Genomic DNA, 17407 nt, shown 5'->3' on the forward strand with positions numbered 1-17407 from the left:
CTACCCCCCCCGTGTCAGATAAATAGTCGACAGCGGTGGCAGAGTTAGCAGCAATGAATGCGCGTGGTTATGGCTGCTCACCGGGTGGCTATGAATACCGCCCTGATTACCCATATTGCTGCCACGATAGAACGCTGAATCAGAGTTCAACACTTCACGGTAATGCCCGCTCTGCGGGACACCTACGCGGTAGTTGTAACGTGGAACTGGCGTGAAATTACTAATAACAATCAGTTCGTTACCATCAGCGTCACGGCGCAGGAAAGCAAATACCGAGTTTTCATGGTCATCCACCACCAACCACTCAAAGCCAGCCGGTTGGTAATCCAACTCATAAAGTGGCGCATATTGCTGATAACAATGGTTAAGATCACGAACCCAGCGCTGTACTCCTTTATGCCAGCCGTTTTCGTCATCCAGCAAATGCCAGTCCAGGCTGGTATCGAAATTCCACTCACGCCCTTGGGCGAATTCACATCCCATAAACAGCAATTTTTTGCCTGGATGCGCCCACATAAACCCATAATAGGCCCGCAAGTTAGCAAATTTCTGCCATGCATCACCTGGCATACGATCAAGGACTGAACGCTTGCCATGCACCACTTCATCGTGAGAGATCGGTAAAATAAAGTTCTCGGTATAGGCGTATAACATACCGAAAGTCATTAGATTATGATGATATTTGCGGTGAACAGGATCACATTGCATGTAATTGAGCGTGTCATGCATCCAGCCCATATTCCACTTGTAGTTAAAGCCCAATCCACCCGCATCAGGAGGTAATGTCACCCCAGGGAAGTCAGTAGACTCCTCAGCCATAGTGACACCACCGGGGCGCTCAACACCGATGGTGTGGTTGGTATAACGCAAGAAGGCAATCGCCTCCAGATTTTCGCGCCCACCGTAATAATTGGGCACCCATTGCCCTTCGGCACGGCTGTAATCGCGGTAAATCATTGAAGCAACAGCATCAATACGTAATGCATCAATGCCAAAACGCTCCATCCAGTAGAATGCATTTCCCGCTAAATAGTTGCGAACTTCATTGCGACCATAGTTATAAATCAGGGTATTCCAGTCCTGATGGTAGCCTTCACGCGGATCGGCATATTCATATAATGCGGTTCCATCAAAGGTCGATAAACCATGCTCATCACTGGGGAAATGACCCGGAACCCAGTCAAGAATGACGTTAATTCCGGCTTCATGGAATTTGGCGACAAAATCTTTGAAATCTTGTGGTGTGCCAAAGCGGCGGGTCGGGGCGTATAACCCTAGTGGTTGATAGCCCCAACTACCATCAAACGGATGCTCATTAATCGGCAGCAATTCCACATGGGTAAAGCCCATATATTTGACGTATTCGACCAATTGATCGGCTAATTCGCCATAACTAAGCCAAAAATTATTGTCGGTATGGCGTCGCCACGAACCAAGATGGACTTCATAAATAGAAATAGGTGAACGCAAGTCATTGGCTTTTTGTCGAGCAGGAGTATTTTCGACCACATCGGGCAACGGACTGATCAATGAGGCTGTTTCTGGCCGCATCTGGGCTTTAAAGGCGTAGGGATCCGCTTTTAACCGCACCTGACCGTGGCAATCTATTATCTCAAACTTATACAGCTGCCCCGCCTGCACACCGGGCAGGAATAGCTCCCAAATACCGTTTTCTCGCCGTAGCCGCATGGGGTGACGGCGGCCATCCCAAAAGTTAAATTCCCCCACCACAGAGACACGCTGGGCATTTGGCGCCCAAACAGCGAAGCTGACTCCCGGCACCTCGTCCAGACTCATCAAATGCGCCCCTAAGCGTTCATAAGGGCGTAAATGGGTACCTTCAGCCAATAACCAGGTATCGATATCCTGCAATAAAGTGCCAAATCGGTAGGGATCTTCGATGATTTGTGTACTTTCTTGCCAGGTAACAGCAAATTGATAGCGGAAGGGGTTTTTACGACGGGTAAGTTGTACAGCAAAAAAACCACGGGGATCTTCACAATCCAATTGAGCGACTCGACGCCCCGTCTTGGTATCAATAAGCCAAACCTCTTGGGCATCTGGCAATAACGCACAAACCTGTAATCCTCGCTCTGTTTGGTGCATACCCAATACGGAAAAAGGATCGGCATAATGGCCGGAAATAATCTGATTAATCACCTGACGGTCGGGAAGTACTGACATATCTTCTTCCTTTGACTAATAGCATGATTTTATGATGAAATTTTAAATATGCTGTCCAAATCCAGCGCATTAATCATGCAATCCATTTAATGTATGAGGCATGATCAAGGTCAATAAATGGACTTAATGCCTTAATCCGTTGTTCTGAAAGTCGCACCCTGAAGCGATAACTTTTCTTGCCAAACTATAAGCATAGTCAATGAGAGCTAAAAAAATTGGCTTATGATTAATGAAATTTTTTCTCACGCAAATAAGTGAAAAAAAAGAAGATTAAGCTGTGCAAGAAACACATAGATGATGGAAATGCCGTTATGAGTCGCACAAAGAAACTTGTGATACCCGCCAGACGAAATGAGTAAAACAACAAGCTGACACGATTTTTGGCCCCATAGGGCTTTTTTGTTAAAACAAGGGGCGGGCTAACTTCTCGGTCGAGAAATCTGGCTACAATAGCGGCAGCAATAAATAATCTTAGTAATAACAGTGGTCATCCAACATGGGCGTTAGCCAGGTCGAACTGATTTTTTCCCTTTTACAACAGATGTGTGTCTATCTGGTCATCGCCTATCTGTTGAGCAAAACACCGCTATTTATCCCCTTAATGCAGGTTACCATTAGGTTGCCCCATAAACTGGTGTGCTACCTCACGTTTTCCATGTTTTGCATCATGGGAACCTATTTTGGTTTGCATATTGATGACTCCATCGCCAATACCCGCGCTATCGGTGCCGTATTAGGTGGCGTGTTGGGGGGGCCATCAGTCGGTTTTCTGGTGGGGCTAACGGGCGGCTTACATCGCTACTCCATGGGAGGAATGACCGCCACCGCCTGTATGTTATCTACCATCACCGAAGGGTTATTAGGCGGGCTACTCCATAGCTATTTGATCCGCAAAAATCGCCTCGACCTGTTATTCCAGCCCTTGGTTGTCGCCGCTATTACCTTGGTAGCCGAAGTCCTGCAAATGTTGATTATTCTGGCAGTGGCGCGCCCCTTCCATGAAGCTGTCGAATTAGTTGAGAATATTGCCCTGCCAATGATGATAACCAACACCATCGGTGCCGCGATGTTTATGCGTATCTTATTGGATAGACGGGCTATTTTTGAAAAATACACCACCGCATTCTCAGCCAAAGCGTTACAAATTGCCGCGCGAGCGGAAGGATTATTGCGCCACGGTTTTGATCAGCAAAACAGTATGCGAGTGGCGCGTATTTTGTATGAGGAACTGGGTGTGGGCGCGGTAGCCATCACTGACCGTGAGAAACTGCTGGCGTTTATTGGCACCGGCTCAGACCACCATAAAGTGGGAGGAACCATTACTTCCGACCATACCCACCGGGCGATTGAGCTGAATCAGGTGGTCTACGCCGACGGCAACGCCGTACCCTATACCTGTTCAATTTCACCGACCTGTAAGCTAGGTTCTACCTTGGTTATCCCGTTGCGCGGCGAAGAGCATCGGGTGATTGGCAGCATCAAGTTGTATGAACCGAAAACCAAGCTGTTCTCCAGTATCAACCGCACATTGGGTGAAGGCATTGCTCACCTGCTCTCGGCCCAAATTCTGGCCGGTGAATTTGAGCAGCAAAAACAGATGTTGGCACAATCCGAAATCAAACTGCTTCACGCGCAGGTCAACCCACATTTTCTGTTTAACGCGCTCAATACTCTGTCAGTGGTGATCCGGCGCAACCCAGACCATGCCCGTAAACTGGTACTGTCTCTGTCGACATTCTTTCGCAAAAACCTCAAACGCAGTCATGATGTGGTCACACTGAGTGATGAAATTGAACATGTGAATGCTTATCTGGAAATAGAAAAAGCACGGTTTGCAGATCGCCTGAGTGTTGAAATTTCATTACCAGATGAGTTGATGGAGGCGCGTTTACCGGCATTTTCGCTACAACCGGTGGTAGAAAATGCCATCAAACACGGTATTTCGCAGATGTTCAGCAATGGTCGTATCACCTTGCATGGCAAGTTGGATGAGCATGTTCTGGTGCTGGAAGTCGAGGATAATGCCGGATTGTATCAACCACGGCCAAATGGTGATGGGCTGGGTATGAACCTGGTGGATCGGCGGATTAAAGTACGTTATGGCAGTGAATACGGTGTAACCGTAATAAATAAAGCTGAGGAGTTCACCCGTATCATCATTAAACTGCCGTTTATCACCGCAAGTGAGAGCTAACCCGCGGATAGCTTTTTGCGAGTAATGATATTCACCATATTAAGTACCGCTGCTGAATGTTCATGCCGCCGCCATGCCAAAGTAATCTTGGTTTTTAATAAGCTGTCATCAATCTCATGATAAGTGACATTATTTGCCTGAATAGTTGTGAGTGAACGAGGTACCAGAGTAAAACCAAAACCGGCAGAAACCATGCCAATCGCCGAAACCATCTGTGGCGATTGCTGCCCTAACTCAGGTTGAAACCCTGCACGATAGCAAGCTGTGATAATGGCATCATATAATCCGGGGCCAACCTCTCGTGGGAAAATAATCAGTTTTTCATGCTGTAGTGTTTGCAGATTGATTTTTGGCAAGCGGTGCAGCGGATGATGATGTGGCAGCACCAACAACATATCTTCCTCCACCAGCACCTTGCAGGTGAATTCATTACTGGCATCACAGGGCTGGCGGATAAAAGCCACATCAATATGTTCGTTATGCAAATCATTCATTAACACCGGCATAGTCTCTTCACTGGGCGACAATATCACCTCCGGATATTTCTCCCGATAAGCATGGAGCAGCTGTAAGACTATGGGCTGAAACGCGGTCGAGCTGGCAAAACCCACCCGCAGCTTGCCCGTTTCCCCGCGTGCAATACTTTTCGCCCGTTTTATCGCTTCATCCGTCAACGTCAATATATGACAGGCATCCTCATAGAACACTTTCCCCGCATTGGTCAATTCGACCCCACGCGTTAACCGGCGCAGTAGCGGTGTGCCTATCTCTTGCTCCAATTTTTGGATCTGTTGGCTCAGGGGCGGCTGTGAAATACCCAGCGTTTCGGCTGCTCGGGTGAAGTGCCGCGCCGCAGCCACTGCAACAAAATAGCGTAGATAACGTAATTCCATATATTTTTGATATCGAAAAAGTGGGATTCCTATATTGGTACTTATGCTCTTTTGGCGTCAACCTTATATATAAATATAATTTATGTTACGTAAGGGCGGGGAAGAATATGACTGAACCAATGGCATCGCATTGCTCGTGTGCTCAAGAGGTGGCAAAAAGCTATATTGCTTATCAGGGCCAGCATCCAGAGTGCATTATTTATCAAACCTCACTGATGAGCGCATTGATTAGCGGGGTTTACGAAGGCCAGGTTACAATGGCTGAGTTATTGAAACACGGCGATTTTGGATTAGGAACATTTAACAATCTCGATGGCGAACTCGTCGCATTAAACAGTAAAATTTATCAATTACGATCCGATGGCAGCGCCCGCTCCGCCCAACCACAGCAGAAAACCCCTTTTGCAGTGATGACTTTTTTTCAACCGACTGAAAAACGCCAATTCGAACATAAAATGAGCCGGGAACAGCTCCACAAGGTGATTAACGATGTTGCCGCAACAGATAATCTGTTTTGTGCGCTCCGCATTGATGGCAAATTCAGCCATGTTGAAACCCGCACCGTGCCGCGCCAACAGCGCCCCTATAAACCCATGCTTGAAGCTATCGCCGAACAACCCACCTTTGAGTTTGAGCATCAACATGGCGTGATCATTGGTTTTCGCAGCCCAAACTATACCCAAGGCATTAATGTTGCTGGTTATCACGAACATTTTATTACCGATGACCGCAGCGGCGGTGGCCACGTGCTGGATTACCAACTGGAAGACGGCATTCTGACCTTTGGCACTGTCGCCAAATTGGTTATCGACCTGCCGCAGGAGCCAGATTTTCTTACAGCAAACCTTTCCCCACAGAATCTCAACAGCGCGATTTGCGCCGTAGAGAGCTAATCCGCCGCGCAGAGCGAAGACATAAAAGGACGCTATATCATGATAAACGAACCTAATATTCTGGCCTGGAAAAGCGGTGCCGATCTGGTGGTTAATCATTTAGAGCAGCAAGGTGTGAAACAGGTATTTGGCATTCCGGGCGCTAAAATTGATCGGGTATTTGATTCACTGGAAGATTCCAGCATCAACACCATCGTGGTACGTCATGAAGCGAATGCCGCCTTTATGGCCGCTGCGGTTGGTCGATTGACCGGTAAAGCCGGTGTCGCACTGGTGACCTCCGGGCCGGGTTGTGCCAATCTGGTTACCGGCCTTGCTACAGCGACCTCCGAAGGGGATCCGGTGGTGGCGTTAGGCGGTGCGGTTAAACGCTCCGATAGTTTGAAAATAACCCACCAAAGTATGGATACCGTGAGCATCTTCCGCCCGGTAACTAAATTTAGCGCAGAAGTGACAGCTTCTGCGGCACTTGGCGAAGTGCTGGGGAATGCCTTCAGAAGCGCTGAGTTTGGCAGACAGGGGGCCGCCTTTGTCAGTTTGCCACAAGATATTCTCAATAAACCCATCACCGGACGGGCGCTAATTCATCAAGTTTGTCCACAAAGCGGTAGCGCACCACTCCATGAAATTATTGCTGTGGCTAAATTAGTTAATCAGGCGAAAAACCCCATCTTGTTACTGGGATTAATGGCCAGCCAACCGGCCAATGCGCAAGCGATTCGGCGCTTACTTCATCACAGCAAAATACCGGTCACTAGCACCTATCAGGCCGCCGGTGTGGTTGACCAAGCACATTTCGACCATTTTGCGGGGCGGGTCGGGTTATTTAATAATCAGGCGGGCGATAAACTACTGCAACAAGCTGATTTGATTATCACTATCGGTTATAGCCCGGTGGAGTATGACCCCGCGTTATGGAACAACGGCCGGGCGACACTGATACATATCGATATTTTACCCGCTGAGATAGATGCAGCTTATCAGCCGGAAAAAGAGCTATTGGGTGATATCGCCGCCACATTGGAGGTACTCAATCAGCAGATACATGGCCCGGTAATTTTAACCTCTCAAACACAGGCAATACTGGAAGATCGCTGTCGTCAACGGCGCGACCTGGCCAATCGTGCAGATAAAATGAATGGTTTCGCCATCCACCCACTGCGGCTGGTGCGGGCAATGCAGGATATTGTCAACAATGACGTGACGCTTTGTGTCGATATGGGGAGTTTCCATATTTGGATTGCCCGCTATCTCTACAGCTTCCGTGCCCGGCAAGTTTTAATGTCAAATGGCCAGCAGACTATGGGCGTCGCCCTGCCGTGGGCCATTGCGGCTGCACTGGTAAATCCGCAGCAAAAAGTGGTTTCTGTCTCTGGGGATGGGGGTTTTATGCAATCCAGCATGGAGTTGGAAACTGCGGTGCAGCTTAAAAGTAACCTGCTGCATATCATCTGGGTGGATAACGGCTACAACATGGTGGAAATTCAGGAGCGGAAGAAATACCACCGCTCATCTGGTGTCAGTTTTGGCCCGATAGATTTTAAAATGTACGCGGAATCCTTTGGGGCAAAAGGCTTTGCTGTTGAATCTGCTGATGAATTAACCGTTAAATTACATCAGGCAATGGATACTCAAGGCCCGGCCGTCATCGCCATTCCGGTGGATTATTCAGATAACTACCGCTTGATGGAAGAACTGAATATCAGCCAGTTGTTGTGATTGTGGCAGTCTTGATTAATGCGTTATCCCAGCAAAAATGCAGCCATAAAAAAGCCCTGACTGCTGACAAACCTCGATAACTCTATCTTGCAAGGTGAAGGCAGGTAGAAGAGTAAAGCGTCCGCGCCAGGGACGGCGCGGCTCGAGCCCCCAGGGAGGGGTTTACGGCGTCTTTACGATCTGCCTGTTTTCACCGTTACGGGCACTTTGTCATTAACCTCAGCCCTGACTATAAGATCAGGGCTTCAGACTGCTGACAAAGTCAAATGAAGGGGAATCGTGCCGTTGGGGTCGTAGTCGCGAAAGCGACCGGAGTGCCCCGAGGTGCGGTAAACCCTTCACTCACTAAGTTATCAACAGCTTTGTCATTAAGCTCAAGCCCTGACTATAAGATCAGGGCTTGTCATCATGATGAGATAGTAAATTACAGCAAAATTCGCAGCATACGGCGCAGTGGTTCAGCAGCGCCCCATAACAATTGGTCACCCACAGTAAAGGCGGAGAGATACTCCGGCCCCATATTCAATTTACGCAGGCGGCCAACAGGAGTATTCAACGTACCGGTCACTGCCGCTGGGGTCAGTTCGCGCATACTCAACTCGCGATCATTCGGGATAACGCGAACCCAGTCATTGTGAGTTGCCAGCAATTGCTCAATTTCAGGCAGCGGCACATCTTTTTTCAGCTTCAGTGTAAAAGCCTGGCTATGGCAACGCAGTGCGCCGACACGAACACACAGACCATCAACCGGGATAACACTGCCGGTATTCAAAATCTTGTTGGTTTCAGCCTGGCCTTTCCACTCTTCACGGCTCTGCCCGTTATCCAGCGCTTTGTCGATCCACGGAATTAAACTACCCGCCAAGGGCACGCCAAAGTTGTCGGTCGGCAATTTGCCACTGCGAGTGGCCGCAGTCACTTTACGTTCGATATCCAAAATAGCTGAGGCAGGATCTTGCAGCTCTTTTGCCACATCGGCGTGCAACATACCCATTTGGGTCAGCAATTCGCGCATGTGACGTGCGCCACCACCAGAGGCTGCCTGATAAGTGGCAACAGATGCCCACTCAACCAAATCATTAGCAAACAAACCGCCCAATGACATCAGCATCAGGCTGACGGTACAGTTACCACCGGCAAAGGTTTTGATCCCTTTATCCAGCCCCTGTTGAATGACACCGTGGTTTACTGGGTCCAGAATGATAATTGCGTCATCGCGCATCCGTAGAGAGGACGCGGCGTCAATCCAATAACCTTGCCAGCCAGTTTCTCGCAGCTTTGGATAAATTTCGTTGGTATAATCTCCACCCTGACAAGTAATGATAATATCCAATGCACTCAGCGCATCAATATCATAAGCATCTTGCAACGTACCTTGCTGACCGGTGAAAGACGGAGCGGCTTGGCCGTGTTGAGAGGTAGAGAAAAAGACTGGGCGGATCCCGTCAAAGTCGCGTTCTTCAATCATGCGTTGCATGAGTACTGAGCCGACCATACCGCGCCAGCCGATAAAACCAACGTTTTTCATGTTTACTGCCCTGCCTTGGAAGGTGACATCGATTAATGGATGTCTGTCTCGCATCGCTGCTGATGCATACGGCAAACTGACGGGGACAGACCTGATACCACCTTACAAAATATGGACAAAGTGGCAAGTTAAATTATTCGATACCAGAATGATTCAAAGCAATCTTCCTAATATGTGACTTTGACTGGCGAGAAACGCCAGTCGTTTTGATTATTTTGAGGTAATAATGACAGAGATGATTGCAGCAACGGTGTTGCTGTTTTTGATTATGGATCCGCTGGGTAATTTACCGATTTTTATGTCGGTGCTTAAACATCTGGAACCTAAACGGCGGCGAGTGGTATTGATCCGCGAATTGCTGATCGCACTCATATTGATGCTGATTTTTCTGTTCGCCGGCGAGAAGATTCTGGCGTTCTTGAATTTGCGCACTGAAACGGTATCAATATCCGGCGGCATTATTTTGTTTTTAATCGCGATTAAGATGATTTTCCCCTCTCCCGAAAGCAGTGTTACCGGGCTATCGGCAGGGGAAGAGCCTTTTCTGGTTCCGCTCGCCATTCCATTAGTGGCAGGCCCGTCTATTCTGGCGACCCTGATGCTGCTATCCCATCAATATCCTAATCAGCTTAGCCATTTGGTGCTGGCATTGATGATTGCCTGGGGTTTATCTGCGGCCATTTTGTTAATGTCGAATCTGTTTCTGCGCTTGTTGGGCAGTAAAGGTGTTAGCGCATTGGAGCGCCTAATGGGATTAATTTTGGTGATGTTATCAACGCAGATGTTTTTGGATGGTGTGCGCGCGTATCTGACTAAGTAAGTTTACGCGCCCGTTGACGGCAAAGTTATTGATAGCTCGGTGAGTGAAGGGTTTACCGCACCCAAGGGGCGATTTCCCTTCATTCAACTTTGCTAACAGTTTCCATCACGCGATGATTAGTTCTGTTTTTCCAGTGCCAACACACAGCGCTGCACAACTTCATCAATATCTGCATCAATATCCACACAGATAACATCCGGCTCTTCTGACCCCGGTTCTTCCAATGCTTCAAACTGACTTTTTAATAAATCGGTGGGCATAAAATGGCCGGAGCGGGCTTTTAGCCGTTCCATAATCACATTAAAACTGCCCTTCAGGTATAAAAACACCATTTCCGGATTACCTTCCCGCAACCGATCGCGATAACGCCGTTTCAGTGCCGAACAGACAATAATGCCGCTTTCATTCTTATGGTGCAGGCTATAAGCCGCGTCGCTTAGGCGCTCTAACCACGGCATGCGGTCCTCATCATTGAGAGGATGTCCACTGCCCATTTTCTGAATATTGGCGCGGGGATGCAGGTCATCACCGTCAATAAATTTGGCGTGAATCCGGCGGGCCACAGCTTCACCCACAGTCGTTTTTCCGCTACCCGATACACCCATCACGATAATGCTACGTCCTGCCATAATGTTGATCTCTATCTCAGAATAGGAATTTTACCACTCGCTATGGTTCCGTATTTTACCATGATACCGGTAACAAATGGAGATGTGACTTTTATCACACCGGATAGAACATCGTCATTGGACTCAATCGCGCAATCACGCTGGCTCCAGCTGACTGTAACCATAATAAAAAGCGATACATATACTCTAAATAAATGGAGAAATACTATGCCATTAGTCATTGTCGCGGTTGGCGTTGCCATGCTGCTGTTACTGATGATCCGTTTCAAACTCAACGGATTTATCTCGCTGATACTGGTCGCTCTGGCGGTGGGTGTTATGCAAGGGATGCCGGTCGATAAGGTTGTCGGCTCAATCAAAGCGGGGGTCGGTGGAACACTCGGCAGCCTGGCGCTAATTATGGGCTTCGGTGCCATGCTGGGTAAGTTGCTGGCGGACTGTGGTGGCGCTCAACGAATTGCCACTACCCTGATTGATAAATTTGGTAAACAACACATTCAGTGGGCGGTCGTGCTCACCGGTTTTACTGTCGGTTTTGCCCTATTCTATGAAGTCGGTTTTGTGTTGTTGCTGCCGCTGGTATTCAGTATCGCCGCATCAGCTCGTATTCCATTGTTATATGTGGGTGTCCCGATGGCCGCAGCGCTGTCAGTGACTCACGGCTTCTTACCCCCTCACCCCGGCCCAACCGCTATTGCCACCATCTTCCACGCCGACATGGGTAAGACCCTGTTATATGGGACGTTATTGGCCATTCCAACGGTAATTTTGGCCGGCCCGGTATTCGCTCGTTTCCTGAAAGGCATTGATAAACCTGTGCCTGAAGGGCTGTATAACCCGAAAACCTTTACCGATGAAGAAATGCCAAGTTTTGGCGTCAGTGTCAGCACTGCGCTGGTGCCGGTTATTTTGATGGCAATGCGGGCGGTGGCAGAGATGATTTTGCCCAAAGGCCACCCGATCCTCTCCTATGCCGAGTTCTTGGGCGACCCGGTTATCGCCACATTGATCGCCGTGTTAATCGCGATTTTCACCTTTGGTTTAAACCGTGGCCGCTCAATGGAATCGGTGATGGACACAGTGACCGACTCCATCAAAATCATTGCGATGATGCTATTGGTTATCGGTGGTGGCGGGGCTTTCAAACAGGTTTTAGTCGACAGCGGCGTTGACCATTACATCGCCAGCATGATGAACAGCAGCGGGCTATCACCGATTCTGATGGCATGGTCGATTGCTGCCGTGCTACGTATTGCACTGGGTTCTGCCACTGTAGCCGCCATTACTGCAGGCGGGATTGTGGCCCCCCTTATTGCCACCACCGGTGCCAGCCCTGAATTGATGGTGATTGCAGTGGGTTCAGGTAGTGTGATTTTCTCTCACGTCAACGACCCGGGTTTCTGGCTATTTAAAGAATATTTTAACCTGACTATCGTCGAGACTTTCAAATCATGGTCAGTGCTGGAAACCATTATATCCGTCTGCGGATTGGTCGGCTGTCTGTTATTAGCGATGGTGATATAGCGTTAGTAGTATAACAACAGTGAGTTAGATACTGCCGCCGGGGAGGATGGTGAAGCCGACATCAACCATCTTGGGTGTAACCACCTCTCCGCGTAGCCGGGCCAGTAAGCGCTCGGCACCAATTTGCCCCATTCTTTCGCGCGGGGTCAGTACACTGGCAAGTTTCGGGACCATCGACTGACCAATATCATGTCCGTGGAAACCGGCTATCGCCATATCATGCGGAATAGAAAGTCCTTGGCGCTGACATTCAAATACCGCACCAATGGCCAGGTCGTCATTGGTGCAAAAAATACTGTCGATCTGCGGATAATTCACCTGAGCTTCGCGCAATAGCTCCGCCCCAGCTGAATATGATGAGGAACGACTAGTCATCACACTCATCGGTTCCAGGCCGGACTCACGCATCGCCTGCTCATAACCTTGTTGCTTAATCACCGTTCGCTCATCCTGACGCGCACCAAAATACACCTCGAAACGGTGACCTTTGGCGATAATCTGCTGAGTCATTTGTCTTGCGGCTTCAAAGTTATTAAAACCTACGGCTAAATCAATGCAAGGCGAAGAACAATCCATCAGTTCAATAACAGGAATGCCCGCAACCTCAATCATTTTCAAAGTACGCGCCGTATGATGGCGCTCGGAAAGGATTAACCCATCAATATTGTAAGAAAGTAGCGAGGTCAACCGCTGCTCTTCCCGTTCTTTCTGATAGCCATAATGTGCCAACATGGTTTGATAGCCATGCGCATCGGTCACGCTTTCAATACCCCTTAGTACCTCGGCAAAAACCTGATTAGTTAATGATGGCAGTAATACGCCAATAGCGTGGCTGGTTGCGTTGGAAAGGATATCGGGAGCGCGATTGGGAATGTAGCCAAGTTCGTCTAGCGCCAGTGCAATTTTTTCCCGCAATACGGCGGAAACTTGCTCTGGATTGCGCAAATAACGGCTGACCGTCATTTTAGTGACCCCAACCATATCGGCAACGTCTTGTAGCACTGGCCTTTTTTTCTTCATTATCAATGAACTGAGGCAGAGTAAACGGGGTGCCATTCTAGCAAAGAAAAGGGTATGGCGCGATGCACATACCCTTTTTTACATATACCCGTCATACTTCAAGCTGCATGTGCGTTGGCTGCATTCAATCACCCCAGTCACTTACTTGTGTAAGCTCTTGGGGATTATGAGCCTCATCAGAGGCTCACCCTGCGGGCCAGCGCAAGCGCTGTTCAAAATGGTTTACAACCAATTTGTCACTCAATTGCCGCCTTCCTGCAACTCGAATTATTAGGGTATGGAATAATCAAACTTAAACTGGCGGTAAATCAAACAGCAAGATTTCACTGTCTTCATCGGCATGAATAGAAAGAGCAGCTTCATCCCAGATAGCGAATGCATCACTGGTGCCCGCACGGTGTCCATTGATAGACACATTGCCTCGTACGACCTGTATCCAGATACGGCGCTCTGCCTGAATCTGATAAATTGACTGCTCTTCACGTTTCAATGCCCAGCGCCATAGCGTCATGTCCTGGAACACTTTTAGCGAGCCATCGCGGGCATCCGGTGATAGCACCAACTGCCGCCCTTGTGGGATATCGAACATTTGCTGTTCGTAACGAGGTTCTAAACCGGTCTTATTCGGGATAATCCAAATCTGGTACAAATGCAGCGGTTGATCATCGCGGCCATTATATTCTGAATGGCGAATCCCCGTGCCAGCACTCATTATCTGAAATTCACCCGCATGGATTTGTTCTTTATTGCCCATGCTATCCTGGTGTTCGACAGTGCCGGACAATACATAAGTCAGGATTTCCATATCTTTATGCGGATGGGTACCAAAACCCTGACCGGCATCGATAACATCTTCGTTAATCACACGTAGTGCTGAAAAACCCATAAATTCTGGATCGTAATAATCAGCGAATGAGAAGGTATGCCAGCTGTCCAGCCAACCGTGATTAGCATGGCCACGTTCTTCTGCTTTGCGTAAATAAATCATGTTCAGTTCTCCTCAACGTTTTCTTTAGTCTAGATGTCGCTGGAGAATATGAAAGCGCAAAAAACTCACTCCTCTGTTCAAAAAATTCGACTGATTAATAAGTTAAAGGACAAATGAATTGAATTTGAAGTGATTAGCGGAAAAAAAAGCAAAAAAAAAAGCCAGCACCCGGCTGGCTAAGTAAACACTGGAAGCAATGTGAGCAATGTCGTGCCTTCGTAATGTGAACACCTAAACTTTGATGGTCTCATCTGAAAGCACGACAATGATAATCATTATCACTCTCACTTGTAAAGTGTTTTTTTTAGCCACTCGCAATATTATTGACTCCGATGAATAAAACGATATTTTATTAGGTAATTCAAACAGTAAGAGTAAGGGTATGTTTATGAAAAATGTGCAGATACGCCATGTGGAATTCAGCGATTATCCCGCCTTGCAACAACTATTTGCTCATCCACAGGTTTATCGCGACACGTTACAACTCCCTCTACCCTCGCTTGAGATGTGGGCTAAAAAGATCAAAGAAATACCAGCCGGGATGCATAATTTAGTGGCATGTATCGATGAGGAGATCGTTGGTCAACTGACTGTTGAAGCAAATCAGCGTGCACGCCGCCGTCATGTGGCAACTTTTGGTATTGCTGTTGATGTTAACTCTTGCAGGAAAGGTGTCGGCAGTGCATTGATGGCAGCCATGATTGACTTATGCGATAACTGGCTGAATATACAACGTATTGAACTAACTGTTTTTGTCGATAACCTGGCAGCAATCGCCCTCTATCGTAAATTTGGCTTTGAAATTGAGGGTACCAGCCCACACTATGCCTTCCGTGACGGCCAATTTGTTAATGCTCACCATATGGGGCGGATAAAAATACCAGTCTAACCATCAGGGGATAAGTGATATCGCTTATCCCCTGCGATGACTGGATGCAGGCTGGCGGTGAAAATAACTAAATACCCGCTGTTTCTTTGATATAACGGCGGGCTTTCACTGCATATTCAAATGGGTTAGCAATCGCAGGGTCTTGTTCTGCCTCGACCACCATCCATCCTTGATAGCCTTTTTCATCCAATAATTTAAACACTGGGCGGAAATCAATAACACCATCACCGGGAACTGTGAATGTGCCTTTTTTCACGCCATCAAGGAAACTGAGTTTTTTCGCTTTAACTTCCGCGACCACCTCATCACGAACATCTTTTAGATGGACATGATTAATACGCGGTAAGTATTTTTCTAAAATAGCTAACATCGCTTCCTGACTACCTTCGGAATAATAGGCATGCCCAGTATCGAATAGCAGATAAACATCGTCGTTAACCATACTCATGTAACGATCAATTTCTTCCGTGGTTTGAATGCCCGTCCCCATATGATGGTGTAAGCACACCTGCATCCCTTTTGTCGCCGCTATTTTAGCCAGTTCGTTATAACCCTCAGCAACACGTTGCCATTCAGTATCAGTAAAGTAAGGTTTCTCTTCAAAGATAGCTTTTGTGGTTCCCTGAATACTTTTACTTTGTTCTGAACAGCCTATAACTTTGGCCCCCATCGCATGGAGGAAATTCATGTGATTAGTAAATTCATCAATGGTTTTAGCGCGTTGTCCATCGGCAAAGAAAGTGCTGAACCAGGCATTACAGATCTGCATACCGCGTAGTTCAAGCATAGGTTTCAGTACATTAGGATCTCGTGGATATTTACTGCCAACTTCACTGCCGATAAATCCGGCCAGAGCCATTTCACTGATACATTGTTGGAAGGTATTTTCTTTGCCCAAATCTGGCATATCGTCGTTCGTCCAACCAATAGGAGCGATTGCCAACTTCACACGATCTTTATTCATAATAAACCTCTGTGATACATCTAATTTATATAGATGAATACAATTAAAAAATGATTAATTGCCCATCCTATGATGTAAAAAATAGAGCTATGCATCAGCTTGTCGGCTGACACACAGACAATAGATATTGATATTATTTGTCATAAAAATCAGGTCGTTGCGGCAAGCTTATCGGGACAATCTGACCACTTTCCTGCGCGGCAATGCAGGCATCAGCAGTGACCGCAGCCGCGAAGCCGTCCCAGGCAGAAGGCCCAGTAAGCTTTTCAGCTAACACATCGTTGATAAAGGCTTGCAACTCCACATCGTAGGCATCGATAAACCGATCTTTCCAGTCGGTGAGAATTTCATTTGATAACCGCGCTTCACTACGCAGCAATACTGAAGAAGGTTCCGGTAATTTTGCAATACCGCTATCACCCACCACTTCGCATTGAATATCATAGCCATATTGACAGTTCACAAAGATTTCAACATCAATACGCGTCCCTTTTGCCGTTTCAAATAGCACGACTTGCGGGTCTCTTAGGTGGGTTTTAGCATGCTTAGCTTTACGCGGGAAAACAACCTGAACCGAGACATAATCATCATCTAACAACCAGCGCAGCACATCAATTTCATGAATTAAAGTGTCAGTGATAGCCATACTTGTAGTGTAGTTATCACCCACTCTCGGGTTACGATGGGCGCAATGCAGCATTAATGGCTCGCCAATTTTGCCACTGGTAATCACATCTTTTAGTGCACGATAACCTTGATCGTAAGGTCGCATAAACCCGACTTGAACCAAACGCTTACCTTGTGCCGCTTCAGCCTCTACAATGCGTTTACATCCTTCAGCGGTTACAGCTAATGGTTTTTCGCAGAATACGTATTTGCCCGCAGCAACAGCCGCCAATACGAACTCTTCATGACTTGGCCCCCAAGAAGTGACCAGCACCGCCTCCACTTCTTTAGCATTAATGACTTCATACCCATCTGCATAAACATTCGCTTCGATACCCAAGTCACGAATAACTTTAGTGGCACTTTCGCGATTAATATCGGTCACAGCGACAATACGGCTACCCTGCAACACCTTGCTACAACGGCGAATATGATCCTGGCCAATAGCACCAGTCCCGATCACACCAATATTTAATGACATATTATTTCCCTCATG

General features: G+C 47.6%; 14 protein-coding genes. 6 read left to right on the forward strand and 8 right to left on the reverse strand.

What is annotated here, in order from left to right; genetic code table 11:
- Complete coding sequence (gene glgB, locus FGL26_RS14785; protein WP_005174776.1) at positions 1-2184, reverse strand: 1,4-alpha-glucan branching protein GlgB; 2184 nt, start codon at positions 2182-2184, stop codon at positions 1-3.
- Between the two features lie 496 nt (positions 2185-2680).
- On the opposite strand from glgB, the gene FGL26_RS14790 reads away from it, so the two are divergent.
- On the forward strand, positions 2681-4378 hold the full coding sequence (locus FGL26_RS14790; RefSeq protein WP_005174778.1) for a sensor histidine kinase: 1698 nt from the start codon (positions 2681-2683) through the stop codon (positions 4376-4378).
- Here FGL26_RS14790 and FGL26_RS14795 read toward each other — a convergent pair.
- Positions 4375-5271: a LysR substrate-binding domain-containing protein gene (locus tag FGL26_RS14795; protein WP_005174784.1), complete on the reverse strand. Its 897-nt coding sequence runs from the start codon at positions 5269-5271 to the stop codon at positions 4375-4377. The genes FGL26_RS14790 and FGL26_RS14795 overlap by 4 nt on opposite strands.
- Positions 5272-5378: 107 nt before the next feature.
- Here FGL26_RS14795 and budA point away from each other — a divergent pair, with 107 nt between their 5' ends.
- Together budA and alsS are read left to right on the forward strand one after the other, a co-directional pair.
- Positions 5379-6164, forward strand: coding sequence for an acetolactate decarboxylase (gene budA / locus FGL26_RS14800; protein ID WP_005174786.1), 786 nt, complete (start codon positions 5379-5381; stop codon positions 6162-6164).
- A gap of 39 nt (positions 6165-6203) precedes the next feature.
- A complete protein-coding gene (gene alsS / locus FGL26_RS14805; RefSeq protein WP_138060247.1) occupies positions 6204-7883 on the forward strand; it encodes an acetolactate synthase AlsS in 1680 nt (559 codons plus the stop codon).
- Positions 7884-8307: 424 nt separating this feature from the next.
- On the opposite strand, the gene asd is transcribed toward alsS, so the two are convergent.
- Entirely contained in the window at positions 8308-9411 is a 1104-nt protein-coding gene (gene asd, locus FGL26_RS14810) for an aspartate-semialdehyde dehydrogenase (RefSeq protein ID WP_005174790.1), read from the reverse strand.
- 226 nt (positions 9412-9637) lie between these two features.
- Here asd and FGL26_RS14815 point away from each other — a divergent pair, with 226 nt between their 5' ends.
- Entirely contained in the window at positions 9638-10231 is a 594-nt protein-coding gene (locus FGL26_RS14815; RefSeq protein WP_005174792.1) for a YhgN family NAAT transporter, read from the forward strand.
- A 116-nt stretch (positions 10232-10347) separates the two neighbouring features.
- Here the strand turns inward: FGL26_RS14815 and FGL26_RS14820 are convergent, their stop codons facing one another.
- Complete coding sequence (locus FGL26_RS14820; RefSeq protein ID WP_005174793.1) at positions 10348-10860, reverse strand: gluconokinase; 513 nt, start codon at positions 10858-10860, stop codon at positions 10348-10350.
- 207 nt (positions 10861-11067) lie between these two features.
- Between FGL26_RS14820 and gntT the strand changes: the two genes are divergently transcribed.
- A complete protein-coding gene (gene gntT, locus FGL26_RS14825; protein ID WP_005174795.1) occupies positions 11068-12384 on the forward strand; it encodes a gluconate transporter in 1317 nt (438 codons plus the stop codon).
- A gap of 24 nt (positions 12385-12408) precedes the next feature.
- On the opposite strand, the gene gntR is transcribed toward gntT, so the two are convergent.
- Entirely contained in the window at positions 12409-13404 is a 996-nt protein-coding gene (gene gntR, locus FGL26_RS14830; protein WP_032912959.1) for a gluconate operon transcriptional repressor GntR, read from the reverse strand.
- 292 nt (positions 13405-13696) lie between these two features.
- The gene (locus tag FGL26_RS14835) at positions 13697-14392 is read right to left on the reverse strand and encodes a pirin family protein (protein ID WP_005174799.1); all 696 of its coding nucleotides are present in this window, start codon (positions 14390-14392) and stop codon (positions 13697-13699) included.
- A gap of 388 nt (positions 14393-14780) precedes the next feature.
- Here FGL26_RS14835 and FGL26_RS14840 point away from each other — a divergent pair, with 388 nt between their 5' ends.
- On the forward strand, positions 14781-15281 hold the full coding sequence (locus FGL26_RS14840; protein ID WP_005174801.1) for a GNAT family N-acetyltransferase: 501 nt from the start codon (positions 14781-14783) through the stop codon (positions 15279-15281).
- Positions 15282-15348: 67 nt separating this feature from the next.
- Here the strand turns inward: FGL26_RS14840 and iolE are convergent, their stop codons facing one another.
- Positions 15349-16245, reverse strand: a complete 897-nt coding sequence (iolE, locus tag FGL26_RS14845) for a myo-inosose-2 dehydratase (protein WP_005174802.1) — start codon at positions 16243-16245, stop codon at positions 15349-15351.
- 133 nt (positions 16246-16378) lie between these two features.
- Positions 16379-17392, reverse strand: coding sequence for a bifunctional inositol 2-dehydrogenase/D-chiro-inositol 1-dehydrogenase (gene iolG / locus FGL26_RS14850; RefSeq protein WP_005174804.1), 1014 nt, complete (start codon positions 17390-17392; stop codon positions 16379-16381).
- Between the last annotated feature and the right edge of the window lie 15 nt (positions 17393-17407).

It is taken from the genome of Yersinia enterocolitica subsp. enterocolitica (genome assembly GCF_901472495.1).
GTDB classification, from domain to species: domain Bacteria; phylum Pseudomonadota; class Gammaproteobacteria; order Enterobacterales; family Enterobacteriaceae; genus Yersinia; species Yersinia enterocolitica.

Coding starts and splice junctions, on each gene's coding strand:
- glgB (WP_005174776.1), bottom strand. CDS start 2,184: ATGTCAGTACTTCCCGACCGTCAGGTGATTAATCAGATTATTTCCGGC.
- FGL26_RS14790 (WP_005174778.1), top strand. CDS start 2,681: ATGGGCGTTAGCCAGGTCGAACTGATTTTTTCCCTTTTACAACAGATG.
- FGL26_RS14795 (WP_005174784.1), bottom strand. CDS start 5,271: ATGGAATTACGTTATCTACGCTATTTTGTTGCAGTGGCTGCGGCGCGG.
- budA (WP_005174786.1), top strand. CDS start 5,379: ATGACTGAACCAATGGCATCGCATTGCTCGTGTGCTCAAGAGGTGGCA.
- alsS (WP_138060247.1), top strand. CDS start 6,204: ATGATAAACGAACCTAATATTCTGGCCTGGAAAAGCGGTGCCGATCTG.
- asd (WP_005174790.1), bottom strand. CDS start 9,411: ATGAAAAACGTTGGTTTTATCGGCTGGCGCGGTATGGTCGGCTCAGTA.
- FGL26_RS14815 (WP_005174792.1), top strand. CDS start 9,638: ATGACAGAGATGATTGCAGCAACGGTGTTGCTGTTTTTGATTATGGAT.
- FGL26_RS14820 (WP_005174793.1), bottom strand. CDS start 10,860: ATGGCAGGACGTAGCATTATCGTGATGGGTGTATCGGGTAGCGGAAAA.
- gntT (WP_005174795.1), top strand. CDS start 11,068: ATGCCATTAGTCATTGTCGCGGTTGGCGTTGCCATGCTGCTGTTACTG.
- gntR (WP_032912959.1), bottom strand. CDS start 13,404: ATGAAGAAAAAAAGGCCAGTGCTACAAGACGTTGCCGATATGGTTGGG.
- FGL26_RS14835 (WP_005174799.1), bottom strand. CDS start 14,392: ATGATTTATTTACGCAAAGCAGAAGAACGTGGCCATGCTAATCACGGT.
- FGL26_RS14840 (WP_005174801.1), top strand. CDS start 14,781: ATGAAAAATGTGCAGATACGCCATGTGGAATTCAGCGATTATCCCGCC.
- iolE (WP_005174802.1), bottom strand. CDS start 16,245: ATGAATAAAGATCGTGTGAAGTTGGCAATCGCTCCTATTGGTTGGACG.
- iolG (WP_005174804.1), bottom strand. CDS start 17,392: ATGTCATTAAATATTGGTGTGATCGGGACTGGTGCTATTGGCCAGGAT.